Annotated in this window: 8 protein-coding genes; 3 read left to right on the top strand and 5 right to left on the bottom strand. The window is 50.3% G+C overall.

The features are described from left to right. Positions 1-184: 184 nt before the first annotated feature. Together M6D81_RS24730 and M6D81_RS24735 are read right to left on the bottom strand one after the other, a co-directional pair. The gene (locus tag M6D81_RS24730; RefSeq protein WP_262679846.1) at positions 185-1,129 is read right to left on the bottom strand and encodes a hypothetical protein; all 945 of its coding nucleotides are present in this window, start codon (positions 1,127-1,129) and stop codon (positions 185-187) included. Positions 1,130-1,173: 44 nt separating this feature from the next. Beyond that, entirely contained in the window at positions 1,174-4,245 is a 3,072-nt protein-coding gene (locus tag M6D81_RS24735) for an AfsR/SARP family transcriptional regulator (RefSeq protein WP_262679847.1), read from the bottom strand. A gap of 225 nt (positions 4,246-4,470) precedes the next feature. Between M6D81_RS24735 and M6D81_RS24740 the strand changes: the two genes are divergently transcribed. Continuing rightward, positions 4,471-8,790 carry an InlB B-repeat-containing protein gene (locus tag M6D81_RS24740; RefSeq protein ID WP_262679848.1) on the top strand — a complete coding sequence of 1,440 codons (4,320 nt, stop codon included), beginning with the start codon at positions 4,471-4,473 and terminating at the stop codon, positions 8,788-8,790. A 108-nt stretch (positions 8,791-8,898) separates the two neighbouring features. Here the strand turns inward: M6D81_RS24740 and M6D81_RS24745 are convergent, their stop codons facing one another. Then, a complete protein-coding gene (locus tag M6D81_RS24745) occupies positions 8,899-10,605 on the bottom strand; it encodes an S-layer homology domain-containing protein (RefSeq protein WP_262679868.1) in 1,707 nt (568 codons plus the stop codon). Positions 10,606-10,616: 11 nt separating this feature from the next. Next, complete coding sequence (locus M6D81_RS24750; RefSeq protein ID WP_262679849.1) at positions 10,617-13,907, bottom strand: InlB B-repeat-containing protein; 3,291 nt, start codon at positions 13,905-13,907, stop codon at positions 10,617-10,619. 189 nt (positions 13,908-14,096) lie between these two features. On the opposite strand from M6D81_RS24750, the gene M6D81_RS24755 reads away from it, so the two are divergent. Further along, complete coding sequence (locus M6D81_RS24755; RefSeq protein ID WP_262679850.1) at positions 14,097-14,798, top strand: response regulator transcription factor; 702 nt, start codon at positions 14,097-14,099, stop codon at positions 14,796-14,798. Next, positions 14,782-16,269: a HAMP domain-containing sensor histidine kinase gene (locus M6D81_RS24760; RefSeq protein WP_262679851.1), complete on the top strand. Its 1,488-nt coding sequence runs from the start codon at positions 14,782-14,784 to the stop codon at positions 16,267-16,269. The genes M6D81_RS24755 and M6D81_RS24760 overlap by 17 nt, the downstream gene beginning before the upstream one ends. 143 nt (positions 16,270-16,412) lie before the next feature. Here M6D81_RS24760 and M6D81_RS24765 read toward each other — a convergent pair whose 3' ends face one another. Further along, positions 16,413-19,736 carry an InlB B-repeat-containing protein gene (locus M6D81_RS24765; RefSeq protein WP_262679852.1) on the bottom strand — a complete coding sequence of 1,108 codons (3,324 nt, stop codon included), beginning with the start codon at positions 19,734-19,736 and terminating at the stop codon, positions 16,413-16,415. Between the last annotated feature and the right edge of the window lie 155 nt (positions 19,737-19,891).

The following is a 19,891-nucleotide window of genomic DNA, read 5'->3' on the forward strand; positions in this document are numbered from 1 at the left end:
AGATTGTTCCTCCTCAAATTTTGATTCGATTGTGTTTCATAAGTATAGACGATTCGGCCACCGTAAAATCATCGGTTACCTCGAAAAATCTCATTCTCGTCCAAAACGGCCGGCACGCCACGACTGTTGATACTTCTAGCGATGATGAGGTTCTCCGCGCTGTCTGTAACGGCAAGTTTTTTCATTACCCAATAATGTATCGAAAATTCTCCACTGCTTTGGAGTTAGGTCTGGGTAGTCTGTTCATGTGGTTATATAGACTATAGGGGAATTTAAATGTATGGCCGAATTCCCAGCCCAGATGCTGAAAGTCTCTTAGCCAATATTCATCCTCGACTGGCAGCCACTCTGAACGATACGCTAATTGAAGGGGCAATCGATCTACTGGAGAGAGCAATTTGGGCGGATGCTTCGGGTCTATATCCCGACTCATTCGAAGCGCCTTAATCAGCTTTAGAAGGGACGGGATACCTTTCAGAAAAAGTTCGGTGTGACCAAGATCATGCAAAATATTTAATGCTTGAGAGAAAGTGAGCATATGTCCGATTAAATCGTGATGAGCCTCCGCTTTGTAAATGGTTCGAAAGGATGACAACTCGTTTAATATAAAATCTGAAAGCTGTTCTGCATTTCGGATTTCAGGAAAGCAATCCCCTTCCTCCACTTCCAGCTTCTTCACTTCCGATACCGAATAGCCTAGCCAAGACCTCCCGGGAATCGTTTTATGGAACGATTCGATCAGCTTCGAGATGCCTGCAATATCATCCTTACGTCCCCAATGGCCAAGTTCTTTAATAGCCCACAAACTGAGGGCGGCATAGATTACATTGTGTCCGACCCAATGGAGTCCATCCATTGTTGGCTCTAGTGCAATTAGAATCGCCATTTCTTCGGCTTGGACATCCGTTTCTTCTGCGTTTCGAGGTATATGTACATACGTGCGGCTACGCAACATCGCGTGGGATTCTTCCGTAATTCGAGCTACCGCTTTAGCAGACAGTGCATTTTCTTTGACAAAAAAATAACTTGCGATAGCTGCCGCTCCAAAATGCGCTTCCCAAATATCACCAGTCCGCTCCTTGCACTGCGATATAATAGATAAACCACTCTCCAGGATGCTATAGTCCATCTTACCACTCCTCTTGTGATCAATATTAGTATATACCCCTTCATTCACAGCAATTGTCTAATAGACTCTTTCGGTTCTACCCCCAACTCGGCTTGAAGCATCCCTTTAAGAGAATCATATTGTTTCATCGCTGAAACGCGATCGCCCGCAAGCATATATACGCGAATCAGCTTGGCATGAATTTCCTCATTGAGCGGATTGAATGCCAGAATTTCGTTTAACTGGTTAACCGCAAAAGAGAATTCACGTTCCTGTACATAATGTTCAGAAATCTGAAGAAGAATCCGGAAATATTCGTTTTCCAGGCGGCTTCGCATCCCTTCCGCCCACGGAAAATCATTGCCTTGCAGATAACCATTCCGATATATTTTTCCCAATATTTCTTCATATTCCTTGATGTGTTCGATAGGGGCCGGAACGCCTTCGGATATCAATTGCAGAAATGCAATGTAATCGCAATTAAGCGTGTGCATTTCAATCCGATAATAGCCTTTGACATGCTGGACGATCCCTTCAAGCCCGAGCGTGCTCAGGTTTTTTCGCAGCGTGTAGACCGTGTTGTTTAATTGAACTCTCGCTCTGTCCGAATCCATATCTCCCCACAAGTTATTCAGAATCAGGTCCCGGTCTACCGGTTCTCCACGATGATGGACGAGATAAGCCATGAGCTCCTCCGTCTTGGAGGTGCGCCATTTGATGGCATTTCCGTCTCCTTGTCCCGAAGTGACTTGAAACCTGCCGAAGCAGCACACTTGCGCCCGGATCATTTTGGGGGGAATTGGTTGCGAATCTTGGAAAGCCTGAAGCAGGCTCTTTGCATAATCTTTTATTGAAAGATCTCGGTCCGCCTGCACATACTCAGACAGCAGTTCCGCCATCACGGCGCCTTCATCGATGAAGCTGCGGATCAACCCTTCCGGCTGCGCTAAATGCAAAGCCGTTTCCAGTCGATTGAGCGCCTCCTTCTTCTGCCCCATTCGATACAGGAGAAGCCCCTGCAAAATGATCATTTTAATGCGGTCGCGCAGACGATCCTCTTTCACCAACAACTGAATCAGCTTCTCCGAAAGCGACCATGCTTCTTCGGTTCGACCGCAGGCCGACAGTACATAGGATAAAGCCATATGTTCAGATACACTAACGAGCGATACCTCATCCGTAGAAGCCATACCGCAATATTCAAGCCACTTCACGCCAAATGCGATATCGTCTTGTCGTACGAATTGCCAAGCTTCCTCCGCCTCGATCTTTCGCATAAACAGCTCATAATCGGGAGAGTCGATCGTGAGCTTAAGCTGCTCCATCAGCTCTTGTGCCCTTGCACGGTTCCCAAGTCCGAGTTGAATTCTCGCAGCGGTAATATGTACATGGAATAACATTCGCGGAATGAGCGGTTTATGGTTCGGCTTCATCATCCGGTTCAAGCAAGCTTCAGCTTCTTCTAACCGGTTCCAGTCATACAGCAGTTTACTGTAAGAAGCAAACATCGAGGCGATATACGGATGATCCGTACGAGGGCCGCAATGATCGATCATCCTGTGCAAATAGGCGGCTGCCTCATGATGGTCGTTAATGTAGAACAAGTGATCCTCTAATTCTTCCGTCCCGAAATATTTATTTTGCCCGATCAAGTAAGTAAGGCTGTCTTCAGTCAAATAGTGTTCGGCCATTATCAGATAGTCGGCCGATCGCGTCAAATCCTTTTGAATAAAACAAGACATCGCGCTCAGCAAATAAAAATCGCCCATCATTTTGTTCCAGTTCTCTTCACTCATTTGATCCTTGAGCGCTTCATAACGCGTTCGGGCTTGTTCCACTTTCTCAGGGATGTACGCCCATCGCGTCCTGTCTACAAACATAAGGTTCAAATAAAACCATTCCAAATAAGGCCGATTGACAAGGTAGCTCTCCGGCACTTGCAGAATCAATTCGCCAAGTACAATGCTCTTCTTAAAAAGAAAGGCAAGGAGATGCTCCTCCATGATTCGAACGACATCCTCGTATTGCCGCCCTGCCAAATAATGCTCCGCCGCTTCTTCCACGAAGCCATGGGACTCCAGCCAATTCGCAGCCTGAACATGTGCTTTCGTCCACTCACCCTCCGCTGTCCGGGAAAACAACTTCTGCAAAAAATCGGACAATAAATGATGATAGCGATACCAATTATGCTGATCGTCCAAGGGGATCGTAAACAGATTGCCCTGCTTTAACGTTTCAAAGAGGTTCTGACTGCTCTCCAAACCTGTTACGGCCCGGCACAGAGAATCATTCATGCGGCTCAAGATCGATGTGCGCAGCAAAAAAGCGCGCATCTCTTCCGATTGATGGTGAAAAACTTCCTCCAGCAAATACTCGGAAATATGATGCTGATGACCGCTGAACGCGCGAATGGACTCCGCGATATTATCGCTGCGCGCAAGTGCAATCGCCGCGAGCTTGAGACCGCTGATCCAGCCTTCCGTCTGTTGGCACAGCTTCACGACTTGTTCGCGGGTCAGGGACAACTCCGTCGTACCGCGGAAGTAGGCAACCCCCTCTTCGTGCGTAAAACGCAGATCCTGCATCGTAATTCGCTGCATATCTCCCTTCGCCAGAAGCCTGGCGGTAGGAAAAGGCAGTTCCGTTCGGCTTGCCATATAAAGATGGATCGACGAAGGCAACCGCTCCAGCAAATAGCTTAACGATTGATGGATCGCGGGATGCTCAATCAAGTGAACATCGTCGAGGATAATCGCTAGCTCGCATGTGAATAGATTCAGTTCGTTCAGCATGGCTTGGACGGCAGGCTCCGCGGACACCCTGGACGCGGAAGGACCGTTCTCGAGAAGCGGCCATACCGTTTGGCCATAATCAGGGATGATGTCCTGGATGGATGCGGTGACACAGCTCCAGAACTGAACCCAATCGTTATCGTGTTGATCCAGTGACAACCACGCTGCACGAATGTTGTTTAGCCTAGTCCATTTGCTTAACGCTGTCGTCTTTCCATAGCCGGCGGGCGCGGAAAGCAGTGTCAGCTTGGTTCCCATCCCCTTGTGGAGCAAGCGCATCAAGGAGGAACGATCGACTAGATCGTTGCTCACAGGGGGGATGGTTAGCTTTGTTTTTACAATCATTTGGCGACCCTCCTGATGATCAGTGGATTGATTTTCTTTTCTAATTTCGACAAAAGACGCTATAATCCTACGTTATGCCCAAGGATTTGCCGATTCGTTGTGTATTCCTTGTCGATTCGTTGTGTATTCTCGAGTGATATAGTTGACATGTGGTTAAAATCGAAGGCATAGAAAGGCGAGTGAAAGAAAGTGATAGCCAAACGGTGGATTGTAAGAGTAACGTTATTGTGTCTTATCATAATGGCGGTAAGTATACCGCAATATGCATGGGCTGCTGCAATTAAAGTGGAGACCGTAGGCAGCGCAGGCTTCTCGGCAGACACCGCTTATGAGACGTCGATCGCAGTTGACGGCAGCGGAACCCCTTATGTTGTCTATCAAGATGGAGGGAACTCGTATAAAGCCACCGTGGTGAAATACGTAAATGGCAATTGGGAGACCGTAGGCCATGCAGGCTTCTCGGCAGGCCCGGTTTTTGGCGCGTCGATCGCGCTAGACAGCAGCGGAACTCCCTTTGTTGTATATTCGGATGGATTGAACTCGTCCAAAGCGACCGTCATGAAATTCGAGAATAGCAGTTGGGTACCCGTAGGCAATGAGGGCTTCTCGGCAGGCAGTGTGGCGTCCACGTCAATCGCGATAGACAGCATCGGGACTCTGTATGTGGTATATCTGGATGGCGCGAACTCGAATAAAACGACCGTGATGACATTCCAGAATGACAGCTGGGCAGCCGTAGGCAGCGCAGGCTTCTCGGCAGACTGGGCTAATGATCCGTCAATCGCGCTAGACAACGGCGGAACTCCTTATGTTGCCTATCAGGATGGCGGAAACTCCTCTAAAGCGACCGTGATGAAATTCGAGAATGGCAATTGGGCAACCGTAGGCGATGCAGGCTTCTCGGCAGACACAGCCGCATACACGTCGATCGCAATAGACGGCAGCGGAATTCCTTATGTGGTCTATCAGGATGGAGGGAACACGTCTAAAGCGACGGTAATGAAATTCGTGAACGGCAATTGGGCGCCGGTAGGCGATGCAGGCTTCTCGGCAGGCGAAGCTGTTCATACGTCAATTGCGATAGACGGCACCGGCACCCCCTATGTGGCCTTTCAGGATATCGATAACTCGAATAAGGCAACCGTCATGATTTACGCGAATGACGGCTGGATGCCCTTAGGCAATACAGGCTTCTCGGCAGACGAAGCTATGGATCCGTCGATCGCAATAGACAGCAGCGGAATTCCCTATGTGGTCTATACGGATGGCGAACAGTCGGATAAAGCGACCGTAGTAAGGTATGTCTTGGTACCGACGTACACCGTGACTTATGACGACAACGGCGCTACGAACGGAAGTGTGCCGACAGACAGTAGAACCTATGCGCAAGGTGATACGGTTTCGGTATACGACAACGTAGGGAGCCTGACGAATACAGGCTTCACGTTCACAGGTTGGGATACGGTGACGGGCACGACATACGCCGCTGGCGATACGTTTACAATGGACAACGCCAACGTGACGTTGTACGCCAAGTGGACGATCAACAACTACACGGTCACCTTCGATAAAAACGGCGGCGATTCGGCGGCCACTCCGGCCGCAAAGACTGTAACCCACGGCGGCACTGTAGGGAGCCTGCCGACTCCGCCGGCTCGGGCGGGCTATACATTCAGCGGATGGAATACCCAGGCGGACGGCAACGGCACGACATTTGACGCCGCGACAGCGATAACGAACGACATGACGGTCTACGCCAAGTGGACGATGACCAGCTACACGGTCACCTTCGACAAAAACGGCGGCGACTCGGCAGCCACTCCGGCCGCAAAAACTGTGGCCTACGGCGACACTGTAGGAAGCCTGCCGACTCCCCCGACACGAACGGGCTATGCGTTCAGCGGATGGAATACTCAGTCGGATGGCAACGGCACGACATTTAACGCCGCGACAGCAGTAACGAGCGACATCACGCTTTACGCCAAGTGGATATCGCTATGGCAACCCTTAGGCAACACAGGCTTTACGGCAGGCAGTGCTAATTATACGTCGATCGCGATAGACGGCAACGGCACCCCCTATGTTGTCTATCAAGATGGCGGGAACTCGAATAAAGCGACCGTGATGAAATTCGTGAATGGCAGTTGGGCGACGGTAGGCAGTGCAGGCTTCTCGGCAGGCAAGGCTGAGTATACGTCGATCGCGATTGACAGCAATGGAACTCCTTATGTGGCCTATCAGGATGGCGGAAGCTCGTCTAAAGCGACCGTGATGAAATTCGCGAGTGGCAATTGGGAGCCGGTAGGCAGCGCAGGCTTCTCGGCAGGCAAGGCTGAGTATACGTCGATCGCGATAGACAGCAGCGGAACTCCTTATGTTGCCTATCAGGATGGCGGAAATTCGGGTAAAGCGACCGTGATGAAATTCGCGAATGGCAGTTGGGCGACGGTAGGCAATGCGGGCTTCTCAGCACACTGGGCTTGGTACACGTCGATCGCGATAGACAGCAACGGAACTCCTTATGTTGTCTATCGGGATTTCGATAGCTCATATAAAGCGACCGTGATGAAATTCGTGAATGGCAGTTGGGCGACGGTAGGCGGTGAAGGCTTCTCGGCAGAAGATGCTTGGTACACGTCAATCGCAATAGACAGCAGCGGAACTCCTTATGTTGTATATTGGGAGATTTCGGACTCGTATAAAGCGACCGTGATGAAATTCGCGAATAACAATTGGACGATGGTAGGCGGTGCAGGCTTCTCGGCAGGCTCGGCTTCTTATACGTCTATCGCGATAGACAGCTACGGAACTCCTTATGTTGTATATCGAGATGGCGGAAACGGGGATAAAGCGACCTTAATGAAGTACGCGAATGGCAGTTGGGCAACGGTAGGCTTCTCGGCAGGCTCGGCTTCTTATACGTCTATCGCGATAGACGGCAGCGGAACTCCTTATGTTGTCTATCAAGATGGCAGTAACTTGAATAAAGCGACCGTGATGAAATACGGATTGATGACTCAAGTATCCAGCGATCCTGTATCGATTGCCATCCCTGCGGGGGTAACGGGTGCCAAGATTGCGGTCACGACAACGACGGCAGGCTCGAACAAAGAAGCGACGCTGCCGCTTGTGGAAGTGCAAGCAGCTACCTCGTCAGGCAATGTGAGCGTAACGATTCCGGCAGGCGCAAAAGTTACGGCTAATTCTAATTGGGACGGAACGATCAAGCTTCCGCAGGTGCTGAGCAACGACAGCGTATCGGTCAATAACGGCAACGTGGACGCCGTCATCGAGGTCGGATCGTCGGACGTATCGTTAACGTTCGACAAGGCCGTACGCTTGCTCATCCCGAATAAAGGGGGCAAGAAGGCCTGCTTCAAACGAACAGGCGACACAACCTGTACGCCGATTACACGCACGATTTCCACGGACACTCAGGCTGCGGCTGACAGTGAAATTGCAGCCGGAGGAGAAGCGGCAATCACCGTTGGCAGCGATCTTGTTATTTGGACCAAGCACTTCACCAAGTTTGCCGCCTATACGCCGGTTAGTCCGCCAACTGTAAGCGGCGGGGGAGGCAGTGCTCCGTCCAACAGTTTTACGATCAAAGCTTTCTCTAGTGCCGAGTTCACTCTGAATGGCGTTACCCTTACCCTTCCGGAAGGAGCTTCGGACAAAACCATTCAAGTCACGGTGGATAAAGTGGCTAATATCGCTCATCTGCCGCAAGACGCCTCGCTCCAATTGCTTGGGGACGTTTACGAAGTAAAGAAAAACAGCGATGGCGACTTTATAAAGCCTGTGACGATTACGCTGCCTTTTGACAGCTCCAAGGTCGATCTCAATGCGAATGAGGTCGCTGTCTACTGGCTGAACGAACAAACGAACCAATGGGTGAAGCTGGACAATGCGAAGGCGGATGAAGCAAGCGGTACGGTATCCGGCACGATCATGCATTTTACGAAGTTCGCCGTGCTCCGTTCGGAGCTTAAGCAGACGCCTTCGCCGTCCGAAAATGAATCGAACTTGACCGATATCAAGGGACACTGGGCGGAAGCCGATATTCGGGAATTGATTGAATTGGGAGCCATCAGCGGTTATCCGAATCAGACTTTTAAACCGAATAGCCCGATTACAAGAGCCCAATTCGTCTCCATTTTGGTAAAGGCGCTCAAGCTGACAGCACCAAGCAGCCGCAGCTTTGACGATACAACTGGTCATTGGGCTAAGGATGCGATCGGTACAGCCGCAGCTTTGAGGATTATTTCCGGATTTGAAGATCATACCTTCCGTCCGAACGACATGATCACTCGTGAGCAAATGGCCGTAATCGTCGTCCGGGCACTGAAGCTGCCGGCATCAAGTACGTCTATCAGCTTTACGGACAATTCGTCGGTGTCCAGTTGGGCCATGGAAGCAGTAGCAACCGCAGCCGAGAAGGAGCTAATGAACGGCTATACAGACGGCACATTTAAGGCAAAGATTAATACCACTCGCGCGGAGGCTGCTACAGTTATTCTTAAAGCAATCAATCTTGAGCAATAAGAGGATTGGATAGAAGGATGGGACAGGGAAGACCCGCAGAGCATGATGCTCTACGGGTCTTTGTGTACAACTTCACCCCTTGGGACATTCTTCCGCAGCCCCAACTCTCTAGTCGATAAATTCCGTATATTGCAGAAAACGCTTCAGCATCGCCGTCGCCTGCGCGCGGGTTGCATGTTCGGAAGGCATAATTGTGCCGCCGGGCGTGCCCGTGATAATACCCGCAGCCACAGCTTGAGCAACTGCATCCGCGGCCCAGGCGGAGATCGACGTTCGGTCAGTGAACGATCCCAGCACTCCCATGTCTGCTGCCGCCTCCTTGCCTGCGAACGATAGTGCTCTGGCAACCATTACGGCCATCTGTTCGCGAGTGATCCGCTCGTTCGGATCGAATCGGTCCGGCGATAGGCCGCTCGCCAGTCCTGCATTCACCGCTGCCTCGACGGCAGGCCTGTACCACGCATTCGCCGCCACATCCGCGAAGCCGGAAGGTTGTCCGTCAGGATTCGGCGAAAGGCCGAGCGCTCGGACGAGCAAGGCCGTAAATTCCGCCCGCGTGATGTCCGCGTCCGGCGCGAAGCCGCTGTCCGTGACGCCATTGACGATCAGCTTGGACGCCAGCAGCTCAACGTCCTCCCGCGCCCAATGCCCGCTCAGATCGTCGAACGTCTTGCCCGTTGATTCCAGTACAGCATACATGCTGTTGTGCGGTACATTCATAATGACTTCCTGTGTACCATCCGGGCGGGTACCTGAATGCGAAGGAACGAACGTAAACGTCATCGTCTCCTGATCATACAGTATGCCCGTCAGGTTGCGATTCTCGGCGCCTTTCTCCGTCGTGATCGCCCGCGCCATATAGGTCCCGCCGAAATCGCGGATCTCCTCCGTCTGACCGTTCGCCTCTACCGTCACCTTGAAATCGATGACCGCACTTGCCAGGTCAAAGCCTTCCATAACGGCGAGCCGCTGGACCTGCGTCTCCGTGGCTTCGTCCGCGCGCTCCAGGATGATGTTCACCTTGAGGTCTGTCAGTTCAACGCCGAGCTGTTCCGCCAATCCAACCAGATCAAGCACACGGATGACGAGCTGGTAGCTGGCCCCGTTCAGCTTCACCTCGATAATCGCATTCGGGACAGCTCCTGCGGCGATTGAAGTGGCAGGAAGCTCTACCAGAACGATCGGCTCGGAATCGTCCACTTTGATCGTGAGGACCGGTTGCTTGGCATCCTTCAATGAATTCAACGCTTCATCCAGTGTCTCTTCATCAAGCGAGACTTGCTCGACGATAGCACCGTCCGGACGGGTTACTCTCTTAATCGCCACTGCTTCAATTTCAGTCGAGTCAACCTGCAAGCTCGCTTTCCCCATCGGTTCCGATGGTTCGCCGCTTGATCCTCCAGAAGTTCCGGCGTTGCTCGCTGCGCGCGCAACAGCGACAGAGTAGGTCTTCCGCGCCCCGTTCAGCGCCGTAACTTCAATCGCAATTGTATTGCCACCCACATCCAAGACCAACGCTTCACTCGCTTGTCCGCTCGTCACCGTTGATGGCGTCCCGCCGTTGACGCTTACGGTGATGATGTCCGTCGCGTCGAGGGCAACCGGCGTTATGGCGATGCTGCTCACATTGTTCGCCACGCTTGCCTTATAATCCATCGTGGATGCGTCGAACACCGTGTCCAGCGTTCCCGCCGAGAGTGCAAGCCCGCTCAATTCCGTAGCAGATGCGTCCAGTCTGAACCGCTCCGATGCTGCGTCCACCGTATTGCCGACCGCATCCTGCGCCCGGATGTGCAAGTACCAGTCTCCATCCACTCCGCTTTGCGTTAGTACCGTTCCGCTTGTGAACGTCGCCCAGCCATCTGCCTCTGCGACCAAGCGAATGCCAGTGCGGTTGGATGCAAGCCGCTCTCCGTATCGCTCACCGTTACCAACGTCGATCCGCTTAGGCTCCATGTTTCATTTCCGTTCGTGCCGAACTCGATGCTTGGATTGATTTGGTCGATCTTAACCGTCAGGACATCTTCCAATTCATTGCCCGCCTCGTCTTGGGTTTTGACCTTGATCGTGTGCGTTCCGCTTCCCGAGATAGTTAGCGGTTCCGTGTAATGGTACCAGGTTGCGCCATCGTCCAACGAATAGGCTATTGATGTGACGGCAATCCCTTGCTGATGAGAGGCATTGACTTCCGCCGTCACGGATTGGTTCGTCCAGTCTCCGGAAACGTACGGACCACCGTCCTGATTGCTTGCGGAAATCGTGACAACCAGCCCATTTCGATTGATCTTCACCTTTCTAGTTACTTGCCCTTCATTCCCTTCCTCATCGGTCGCTTTCAAAGTCAGGGTATATATCCCATCCTCGCTGTAGGTCAACGCCTCGACAAACGGCTGCCAGGACGTGCCCCCGTCTTCCGAGTATTCAAGCGTTGCCACTCCGCTTCCGTCATCCGACGCGTATACACTGACGGTCACGCTACGATTCGTCCACGTATCGTTCGCGTACGGCGATTCGTCCGCTTCTGACATATGAACGGTAATCGCAGGAGCGAAGCTATCCAACCACTGCGCATACAATGTTACATTGCCCGCGCCCATCATAAAGGCATCACCCGGCGTGTAGCTCGTACCGCTGCCGTCTGCCTCGGTATTCCAGCCGGCAAACGTATACCCCGTCTTCACCAGATTTCCCGTGTTACCCGTCACCGTCACCGTGCTCCCGTAATCCCCGTTCACATCGGCGGGTGCTATTCCTCCGTCGTTGCCATTGCCGTCATAGCTTACGGTATAGCTGTCGATTGTCCACTGCGCATACAACGTCACATTGGCCGTACCCATCGAAAAGAAATCACCCGGCGTGTAGCCCGTACCGCTGCCGTCAGCTGCTGTGTTCCAGCCCGCAAACGTATAGCCTGTCCTGCTCAGGCTGCCTGTGTTATCGAGCACGGTGACGCTGTCGTCCGGGCTATATGCGCTATTGTCAGCCGGCAAGTTGCCGTCGTTGCTGCCATTGTCATCATACGTGACGGTATAAAGCTGCGACACGGTAATGGTATACGTCTTGCCCCTCAGGAGATGCGGCTCGACCCGGACGGAGATTTCCGTAGTGTCTCCGGTCAAGGGTACGGCAACAGGTATGCCGCTTGTCTGCTCCTCTTCATTGACCAGCAACATGGAGTTGGCTGCGTCGGACAATATAGACGTCACATCGATGCTGGCGGCAGATGAACCCACAAGCTGGTAGGTATACGCCGTGACGGAGGGGACAAATGATGGGCTTAGCTCACCGGCATCTATCGCAAGATTACTTAGATTCGCGCTGCTTGGTACAGTACGTTCACCGTAATTATTAGATCCCCAGGCGACTACGCTGCCGTCCGTTTTCAGCGCCAGCGAATGATTTTCTCCCCCAGAAATGGATACAACGCCACTCCGTGCATCAGTGGGGATATTCGTTTGGCCGTCTGCATTTTTCCCCCATGCGACGACAGACCCGTCCGACTTTAACGCCATGGAATAATGAGTTCCACCTTCAATCGCCACAACCCCATTTTTCGCTGCGGTCGGTACGGAGGTTTGACCACTAAAATTGTATCCCCACGCGATGACGCTGCCATTCGACTTTAACACCAGGGAATGATAGCCTCCACTCGCAATGGCCACAACCCCGTTTTGCGCGTTGGTCGGGATGGTCGATTGATGGTCAACATTCAATCCCCATGCGACGACGCTGCCGTCCGACTTTAACGCCATGGAATGACCATTTCCAGCCGCAATGGCTACGATATCGCTCTGCGCATCAGCGGGGACAGCAGTTTGACCCCAATAATTATATCCCCACGCGACGACGCTGCCGTCCGACTTTAACGCCAAGGAATGGTTGCCTCCAGCCGCGATCCCCACGATGCCGCTCTGCGCATCGGTGGGGACATTCGTTTGACCATTATCATTTTTTCCCCACGCGACGACACTACCGTCTGATTTCAGCGCCAGCGAATGATTCCATCCCGTAACAATGGACACAACGCCGCTTAGACCTTCCGGTACATTCGTTTGACTGTAATTGTTCTTTCCCCATGCGACCACGCTACCGTCCGATTTTAATGCCAGTGAATGAGACTCTCCTGCAGCGATAGCGATTGCCTTGACGGGTGAAGACAGACCTGCCGGAACGGTCGTTTGACCGTAAGCATTGAATCCCCATGCGATGACGCTGCCGTCCGATTTCAGCGCCAGTGAATGAGAGCTTCCCCCTGCGATGGAGACGACATCGCTTTTGGCATTTACCGGCACATTTGTTTGATGATAATTGTTCTTTCCCCACGCGATCACGCTGCCGTCCGATTTCAGTGCCAGCGAGTGAGCTCCTCCCCCGACGATAGACACAACGCCGCTTAGACCATCCGGTACATCAGCTTGACCATTACTATTAGATCCCCAAGCGACGACAGTACCATTCGATTTCAGTGCCAGAGAATAATAATCTCCCGCGGCAATGGATATAACGCCGCTTAGACCATCCGGTACATCAGCTTGATGGGAACTATTCAATCCCCAAGCGACGACAGTGCCGTCCGATTTCAGTGCCAGGGAATGAGAATGTCCCGCGGCTATGGACACGACGCCGCTTAGACCATCCGGTACATCAGCTTGATGGGAACTATTCAATCCCCAAGCGACGACAGTGCCGTCCGACTTCAGTGCCAGAGAATGATACGCTCCCGTGGCAATGGACACGACGCCGCTTAGACCATCCGGCACACTCGTTTGACTGTAATTGTTCTTTCCCCATGCGACCACGCTGCCGTCCGATTTCAGTGCCAGAGAATGATACTCTCCCGCAGCGATGGACACTACGCCGCTATGAGCATCTGCGGGAACGGTCGTTAAACCGTTAACCTTAGATCCCCATGCGACCACGCTTCCATCTGATTTCAGCGCCAGCGAATGAAACACTCCCGCAGCGATCATCTGGAACGATCCCCGACTCCAACTGCCACCCGAAGACCTCTCAGCCGATACGACAGCAGGCACAGTGTAACCCCAAAGTATGATGAGTGCCAAAACGACCGTAATCAGTTGCGAGCTTTTCTTTGAACGCCGTGTATTTTTGGACATATCCAGAACATCCCCTTCTCTATTTCCATCTGAATCTATGATTCGATCATTTCTTGCCATTTTTCATCCTACCACCTGCTGAAAGGCTAGAGTCTTAAAGGATGCTTAAAGAATTTCATTCTATAAAGGAGAAACGCCTGGCTGTATTGTATAATGAATAAAACGTTGGACAATAGAAGAGAGTGTGCCATGGAAAATCCCCGCGTACTGATTGTCGATAACGAACCGGAAATCGTTCAGCTGGTCAAGCTGCACTTGCATAATGCAGGAATCCACACTTCTGAAGCAGCTTCAGGACGTGATGCCATCTCCATACTGGAGCATTACACAGTCGATCTGATCGTATTGGACCTGATGATGGAGGATGTGAACGGCTGGGAGGTCTTGCACTATATGCAGTCCCGCCAGTTGGACACGCCCGTCATCATCCTTAGCGCCAGACATCTGGAAGATGATAAAATTGAAACCCTCGGATTAGGAGCAGACGATTACGTCACGAAACCGTTCAGCCCCGGCGAGCTGACGGCCCGCATCAAGGCGTTGCTGCGGCGTTACAAGCCCGCTATGTACGGAAATAAGATCAGCTGTGGGAGTCTCATCTACGATCGTGCCGCTCAGCAAATCGAGAAACCAACCAGCACTATTTCCCTGTCTCCAATAGAAGCGATGATGCTGGAGCTGTTCATGCGCCAGCCGGGACGCATTTTCACCAAGCAAGAACTATTCAAATATGTCTGGAAGCTGGATCAATTCGATGCGAATTCAGTCAATGTGTATATCAATTTTTTGCGCAAAAAAATAGAGAGGGACCCGGCAAACCCTCGCTATATTGAGACAATACGCGGTGTTGGCTATCGGTTTGTGGAGGGAACGCATGAATCTGAGGACTAAATTGTGGTTAATGGTCATTGCAGCCAGTTTTACCGGACTAGTGTTGTTAATCGCGAGCATCGTAATTATGGGTTCTTTTACTTCGCGTGGCTATACCCATGAATCGCTGAATCAGATAGGAAATCAGCTGGTAGAAGATGCGGGCAATCAAGCAGTTGATTTAAACAAGAGAGAGGTGGATGAGCGAATTCAAAGCCTACTGGATCATACTCGGGATGAACACCCGCAGATGAGTCTGGAGTGGTTTTCCAAGGATGGCACGTTGCAGTATGCCACAAATCAGCGGAAGAAACCTTATGCGTTCGATGAGATGATGGAACGTTTTGCAGGCATGCCTGATAAGCTGTGGGGCTTTAACAACGAAGTGGTGACCTTAGTGTTTCATTGGGCGCTTGATAATGAACCCCAGTATCTGATCATGTCAATGCCCGGCAAGGAAATGCGGGGAACGCAAGTCTTTGTTTATGTACGGCAATCCTGGATGCTTCTAACCTTGTTAATTCCGCTCGGCGTCTTTTTTATTACGCCGATCGTATTTTCGCTGCTCTTTTTCACCCGGATTAACCGCAGACTGAAAACGCTGAACAGGGCCGTACAGGAATTCGATGCACGGAGTACGAAGATCGTCCTTGATGATCGCGGAAACGATGAAATCATTCAACTGAATCGCCATCTCAACCACATGTCTGAGCGCATCCTGGATCAGGTGGCGCAGATTCAAGACAACGAGCGCAAGCGCCATACGTTGATCGCGAACCTTTCCCATGACCTGAGAACGCCGCTCACCATGATTCAGGGGTATGCGGAGACGCTTCACGACGGTTTATATCAAGATGACAAAGAAATCCGGGCCTATTCGGAAATTGTATTGCGCCGGTCTCGTTACATGAATGAGCTGCTGCAGAAGCTGCTGGAGATATCCCGTATGGACATGCATCCTGCTCGTATCCATTTGCAGCTAACCAACCTCTCTGAACTACTCAGAAAACTGGCGGCGGATTACATTGCGGTATTGGAGAGTCATGGCATGTCCTTTGACATTGAAATTCCAGAGCAATCCCTTGCGGTCATGGTCGACCCTCCTCTGATCGAAAGAGCTGTACGCAATCTGATTGAGAATGCATTACAATATGGCCGTGCCGGCGAATACCTGGGCCTTTCCCTGCGCCAGGTTATCGTTGCGGACGCCAGCGGACGCAGGGAAGGAATGGATATTCGGAATGATTACGAGGTTGAAATCAGTGTAACGGATAAAGGACCCGGCATTCCCGTCGCGAAACAGGAGATCGTCTTTGAACGCTTCATCCGGGGGTCCGAGGCAAGAGAAGGAGAAGGTCTCGGCATCGGGTTATCCATCGTCAGGGACGTTGCCGGCATCCATAAGGGAAGCGTTCGCCTGGAGAGCAAGCCTGGCGTTCATACGACTTTTACACTCGTTATCCCGTATTTACTTATAGAAAGTCACTCCTGATTAATCGTCGGCGATTTCCGATTTCGAACAACGGCTCGAACATTGCCCATGTAAGAGGACCAGTCCCAAGTATATCGAACTGCTCCAGGAACATGAGGTGTTAATTAGCATGGACGGCAAGGGGCAACTGACTTTCAATTCCTTCAGACCTGATTTTCAAATATTCTCAATATAACGACCGCAGCTTCAGCTCTCGTTGCTGTCTCCTTCGGTTGGAAAAGGTTCTCGCTCCGTCCTTGTATATATCCAGCTGCAACAGCAGCTTGCACAGCCGACTTGGAATAATTTTCAATACGATTATCATCTCGGAATCCAGTTTTCTGTTCAGGATGAAGCGGCAATTCCAAGGCGCGTGCTACGACTACAGCCATTTCCTCGCGTGTAATCTCTTGATTGGGGCGCAATGTTCCATCCGGATAACCGTGCAGGATCCCTTCAGAAATTGCAAACTTCATCGCCTCTATCGCATAGTCGGGAATATCAGCTTTATCCTTGAAATTCAGCTTATCGGATATGATTTTATCTCTATCCAGCAAATTGAACAGCATCATCATGAATTGCGCGCGCGTAACAGATTCGTCGGGTTTGAACTCTCCGTCTGGGTAGCCTTGAACCAATCCCTTGTCCCAAGCCCGTAATACATCCTGTTCCGCCCAGTGTCCAGCCATGTCACTGAACACTGCTTCCATCGCAGCCTCATCTTCGTTGACAACTAAGACGGCGAATGTAGCAAACTTCTTCACTTTTATCGAAATAGCATTACCATCTATAGTTGCGTCTGTATTCACCCATTCATTGGTATCCTCGTCATAATATTGTATAACCGGAATCATTCCTTCTGGCAATAGATCCTGATCGAATGCCGCAGATAATGTGATAGGAAGCAGTACATCCACATCCAATGAAGATTTCACCTCAATGACATAACTCAACATAATGAAAGGATCAGGAAGATTGAATTCTCCCGAATCGATTATGTTATTGATCTTGATCTCATAGGGTTCTTGCCACGTTTCCATTGGAATTTCAAAAGTCCATCCCTCAAATTCGAATGTAGAATCTTGATCCACTTCGACCTCTTTACAAAGATCCGCGTCACATCGCTTTACTGTGGGATTAATAATACCCGTATAAGATGGGGGCAGCTTCTTGAAGTTCCCGATTAATGCCCGCTCTCCATTCACTACAAAGCTGTAGCTCGCATCAGTCGATACTTCTACATCCGCTTCCGTCCAGTTCACAAAGGCATATCCTGCTTCTGCTTCCCCAGTAACCGTCACTTCGCTGCCACGCTCGTAGTCTCCCGCTCCTTCTACACTTCCCCCTTCTGCCGGGGCAGCTGCGACAGATACTTCATAAGAATTTAGTTCGAAATGAGCAATAAGCGCCCGCTCTCCATTCACTACAAAGCTGTAGCTCGCATCAGTCGATACTTCTACATCTGCTTCCGTCCAGTTCACAAAGGCATATCCTGCTTCTGCTTCCCCAGTAACCGTCACTTCGCTGCCATGCTCGTAGTCTCCCGCTCCTTCTACACTTCCCCCTTCTGCCGGGGCAGCTGCGACAGATACTTCATAAGAAATTAATTCGAAATGAGCCACAAGCGCCCGCGCTCCCGTCACTTCAAAGCTGTAGCTCGCATCGGTCGACACTTCTACATCCGCTTCCGTCCAGTTCACAAAGCGGTACCCTTCACCTGGTATCGCTGAAACGGTTATTTCCCGACCGATTGCAAAATTCCCTCCCCCCGCGACTGTCCCTTCTATATCCACTGCCGACGTTGCACTAACTTCAACCAATGCTGCGAAATTAGCATATAAAGTAACAGCGGAACCAGACAATTCATAGCTAATGACACTTTCCTCGGATACTACTTGTCCAGTAGATGTTCCATCGGCCAGGGTCCAATTCACAAATTCATAACCTTCATTTGGGGTGGCCGTTAATGTAATAGGAGCATGACCATAACGAAAAGGACCAAATTCATAAATTTCAGCAGTACCGGTGCCCTCAGGATTAGCACTAGCATTAACACTAAGGAGAGACGATTCATAGGCTCCTGCATCTAATCCATCATTTATGAATCTGGGCTTCCCCTCCAAATCCGTTTTAACATGAGACAGAATACCTCCGTCCGAAAAAATGCCAGCATCTGCTGCATTAATTGCAGGGGACGAATCTCGCAAACGATAATCCCCATTTGAAGGGTTTACGAAAATACTGGCTGGTAACAGAATTATATTTCTCGCATCCAAACAAGATCCGGTAGAACTTGCAGCATTTAAACTATTCTCGAATTTCACATTTCCCAAATAGTCCGGTGCAAACTTCCCATTGTTGCCACAAACTATACTATTGTAAAGGGTAACGCCATCAACATTGTCAGCGTCATACGGGAAATATATACCTCCCGTATTATTCACTCCTTTATTCCCGCTAATGGTTATGTTAACAAGCGTTAAATCGCCGCTTTCCGCGTATATGCCGCCAGCAGTTTTCGCATCATTCCCACTAACTAGTACGTTCACAAGCGTGGAACGATCATCTTTTAGGTACAATCCCCCGCCAGAACTAATCGCATTATTACCGCTAATAATAAGATTAATCCATTCACTTTTGCTATTTTCACTAAATAATCCACCGCCATTACCGGCAATATTACCCATCATTCGGACATGAGATAAATCGACATTACTTATGTGATTATATAGAGCCCCGCCGAAATTCAAAGCTCTGTTATTTTTAAATGTTACATTTCTAATTGTAGGATCATTATTATCGTTATACATTCCGCCGCCGCTATTATGGTAGTCTGGATCATTGGCATTCCCCCCAGAAATGGTCACGCCATCTAAAACAGCAGTTTCATTCAGGCTGACTATATTGTCCGCATGATAAAAGACATGATAGGCATTCTCATCCTTAGTTGAGAAGTCGCTTGCATCATCATCCTGATTCCTATCGCCGCTCAGAATCGTTTCATTTGCTGCAAAATCTCGATCCCTCAAATCAAAGGTTGTCGAATCCTCATCTCCTGCAAATCCCCCATAAATCTCGACGCCGTTTTTCATATGGAAATGAATGGACCTCAAATCTTCAGACCCCTCCATCAATAGCGTAGGAATATAGATACCCGTTGCAATCCAAACTTGATCTCCTTCTTCTGCTGCTTCAATGGCCATCTGCAGATTCGTATAGGCGTCATCCCAACTGCTGCCATCCCCTGCACCAATCGCAGTATTGTCTACATACACGACATTCCCCACAGATGCCTCTACTTTATTTTCAAACAATCCTTCCGCTAGCAGCAATGCGATCATCATACAAAACATTAAGGTAAACCTTACAAACCTTCGCGAGATTTCGGCTTTTCTTTCCCATTGATCAAACATACTTTCTGACAACTCCTCTATCATTGGCTGAATGGTAAAATCTTGATTGAACTTAATAGTACCATCAGCTTCCATCCGTAATACTTAAAGGATTCTTAAAGAATGAAGTGTACTTACCCCGTTTTCAAAAACAAAAAAAGAAGCGCCACAAAGCAGCAACCTCTTCATCTTCTTTTGAATGAATCATCATTTCAGTTGATCATAATCTTGTGTTTCGTATTTATTACAGA

The organism is Paenibacillus sp. J5C2022 (assembly GCF_025567625.1).
Classification (GTDB): Bacteria; Bacillota; Bacilli; order Paenibacillales; family Paenibacillaceae; genus Pristimantibacillus.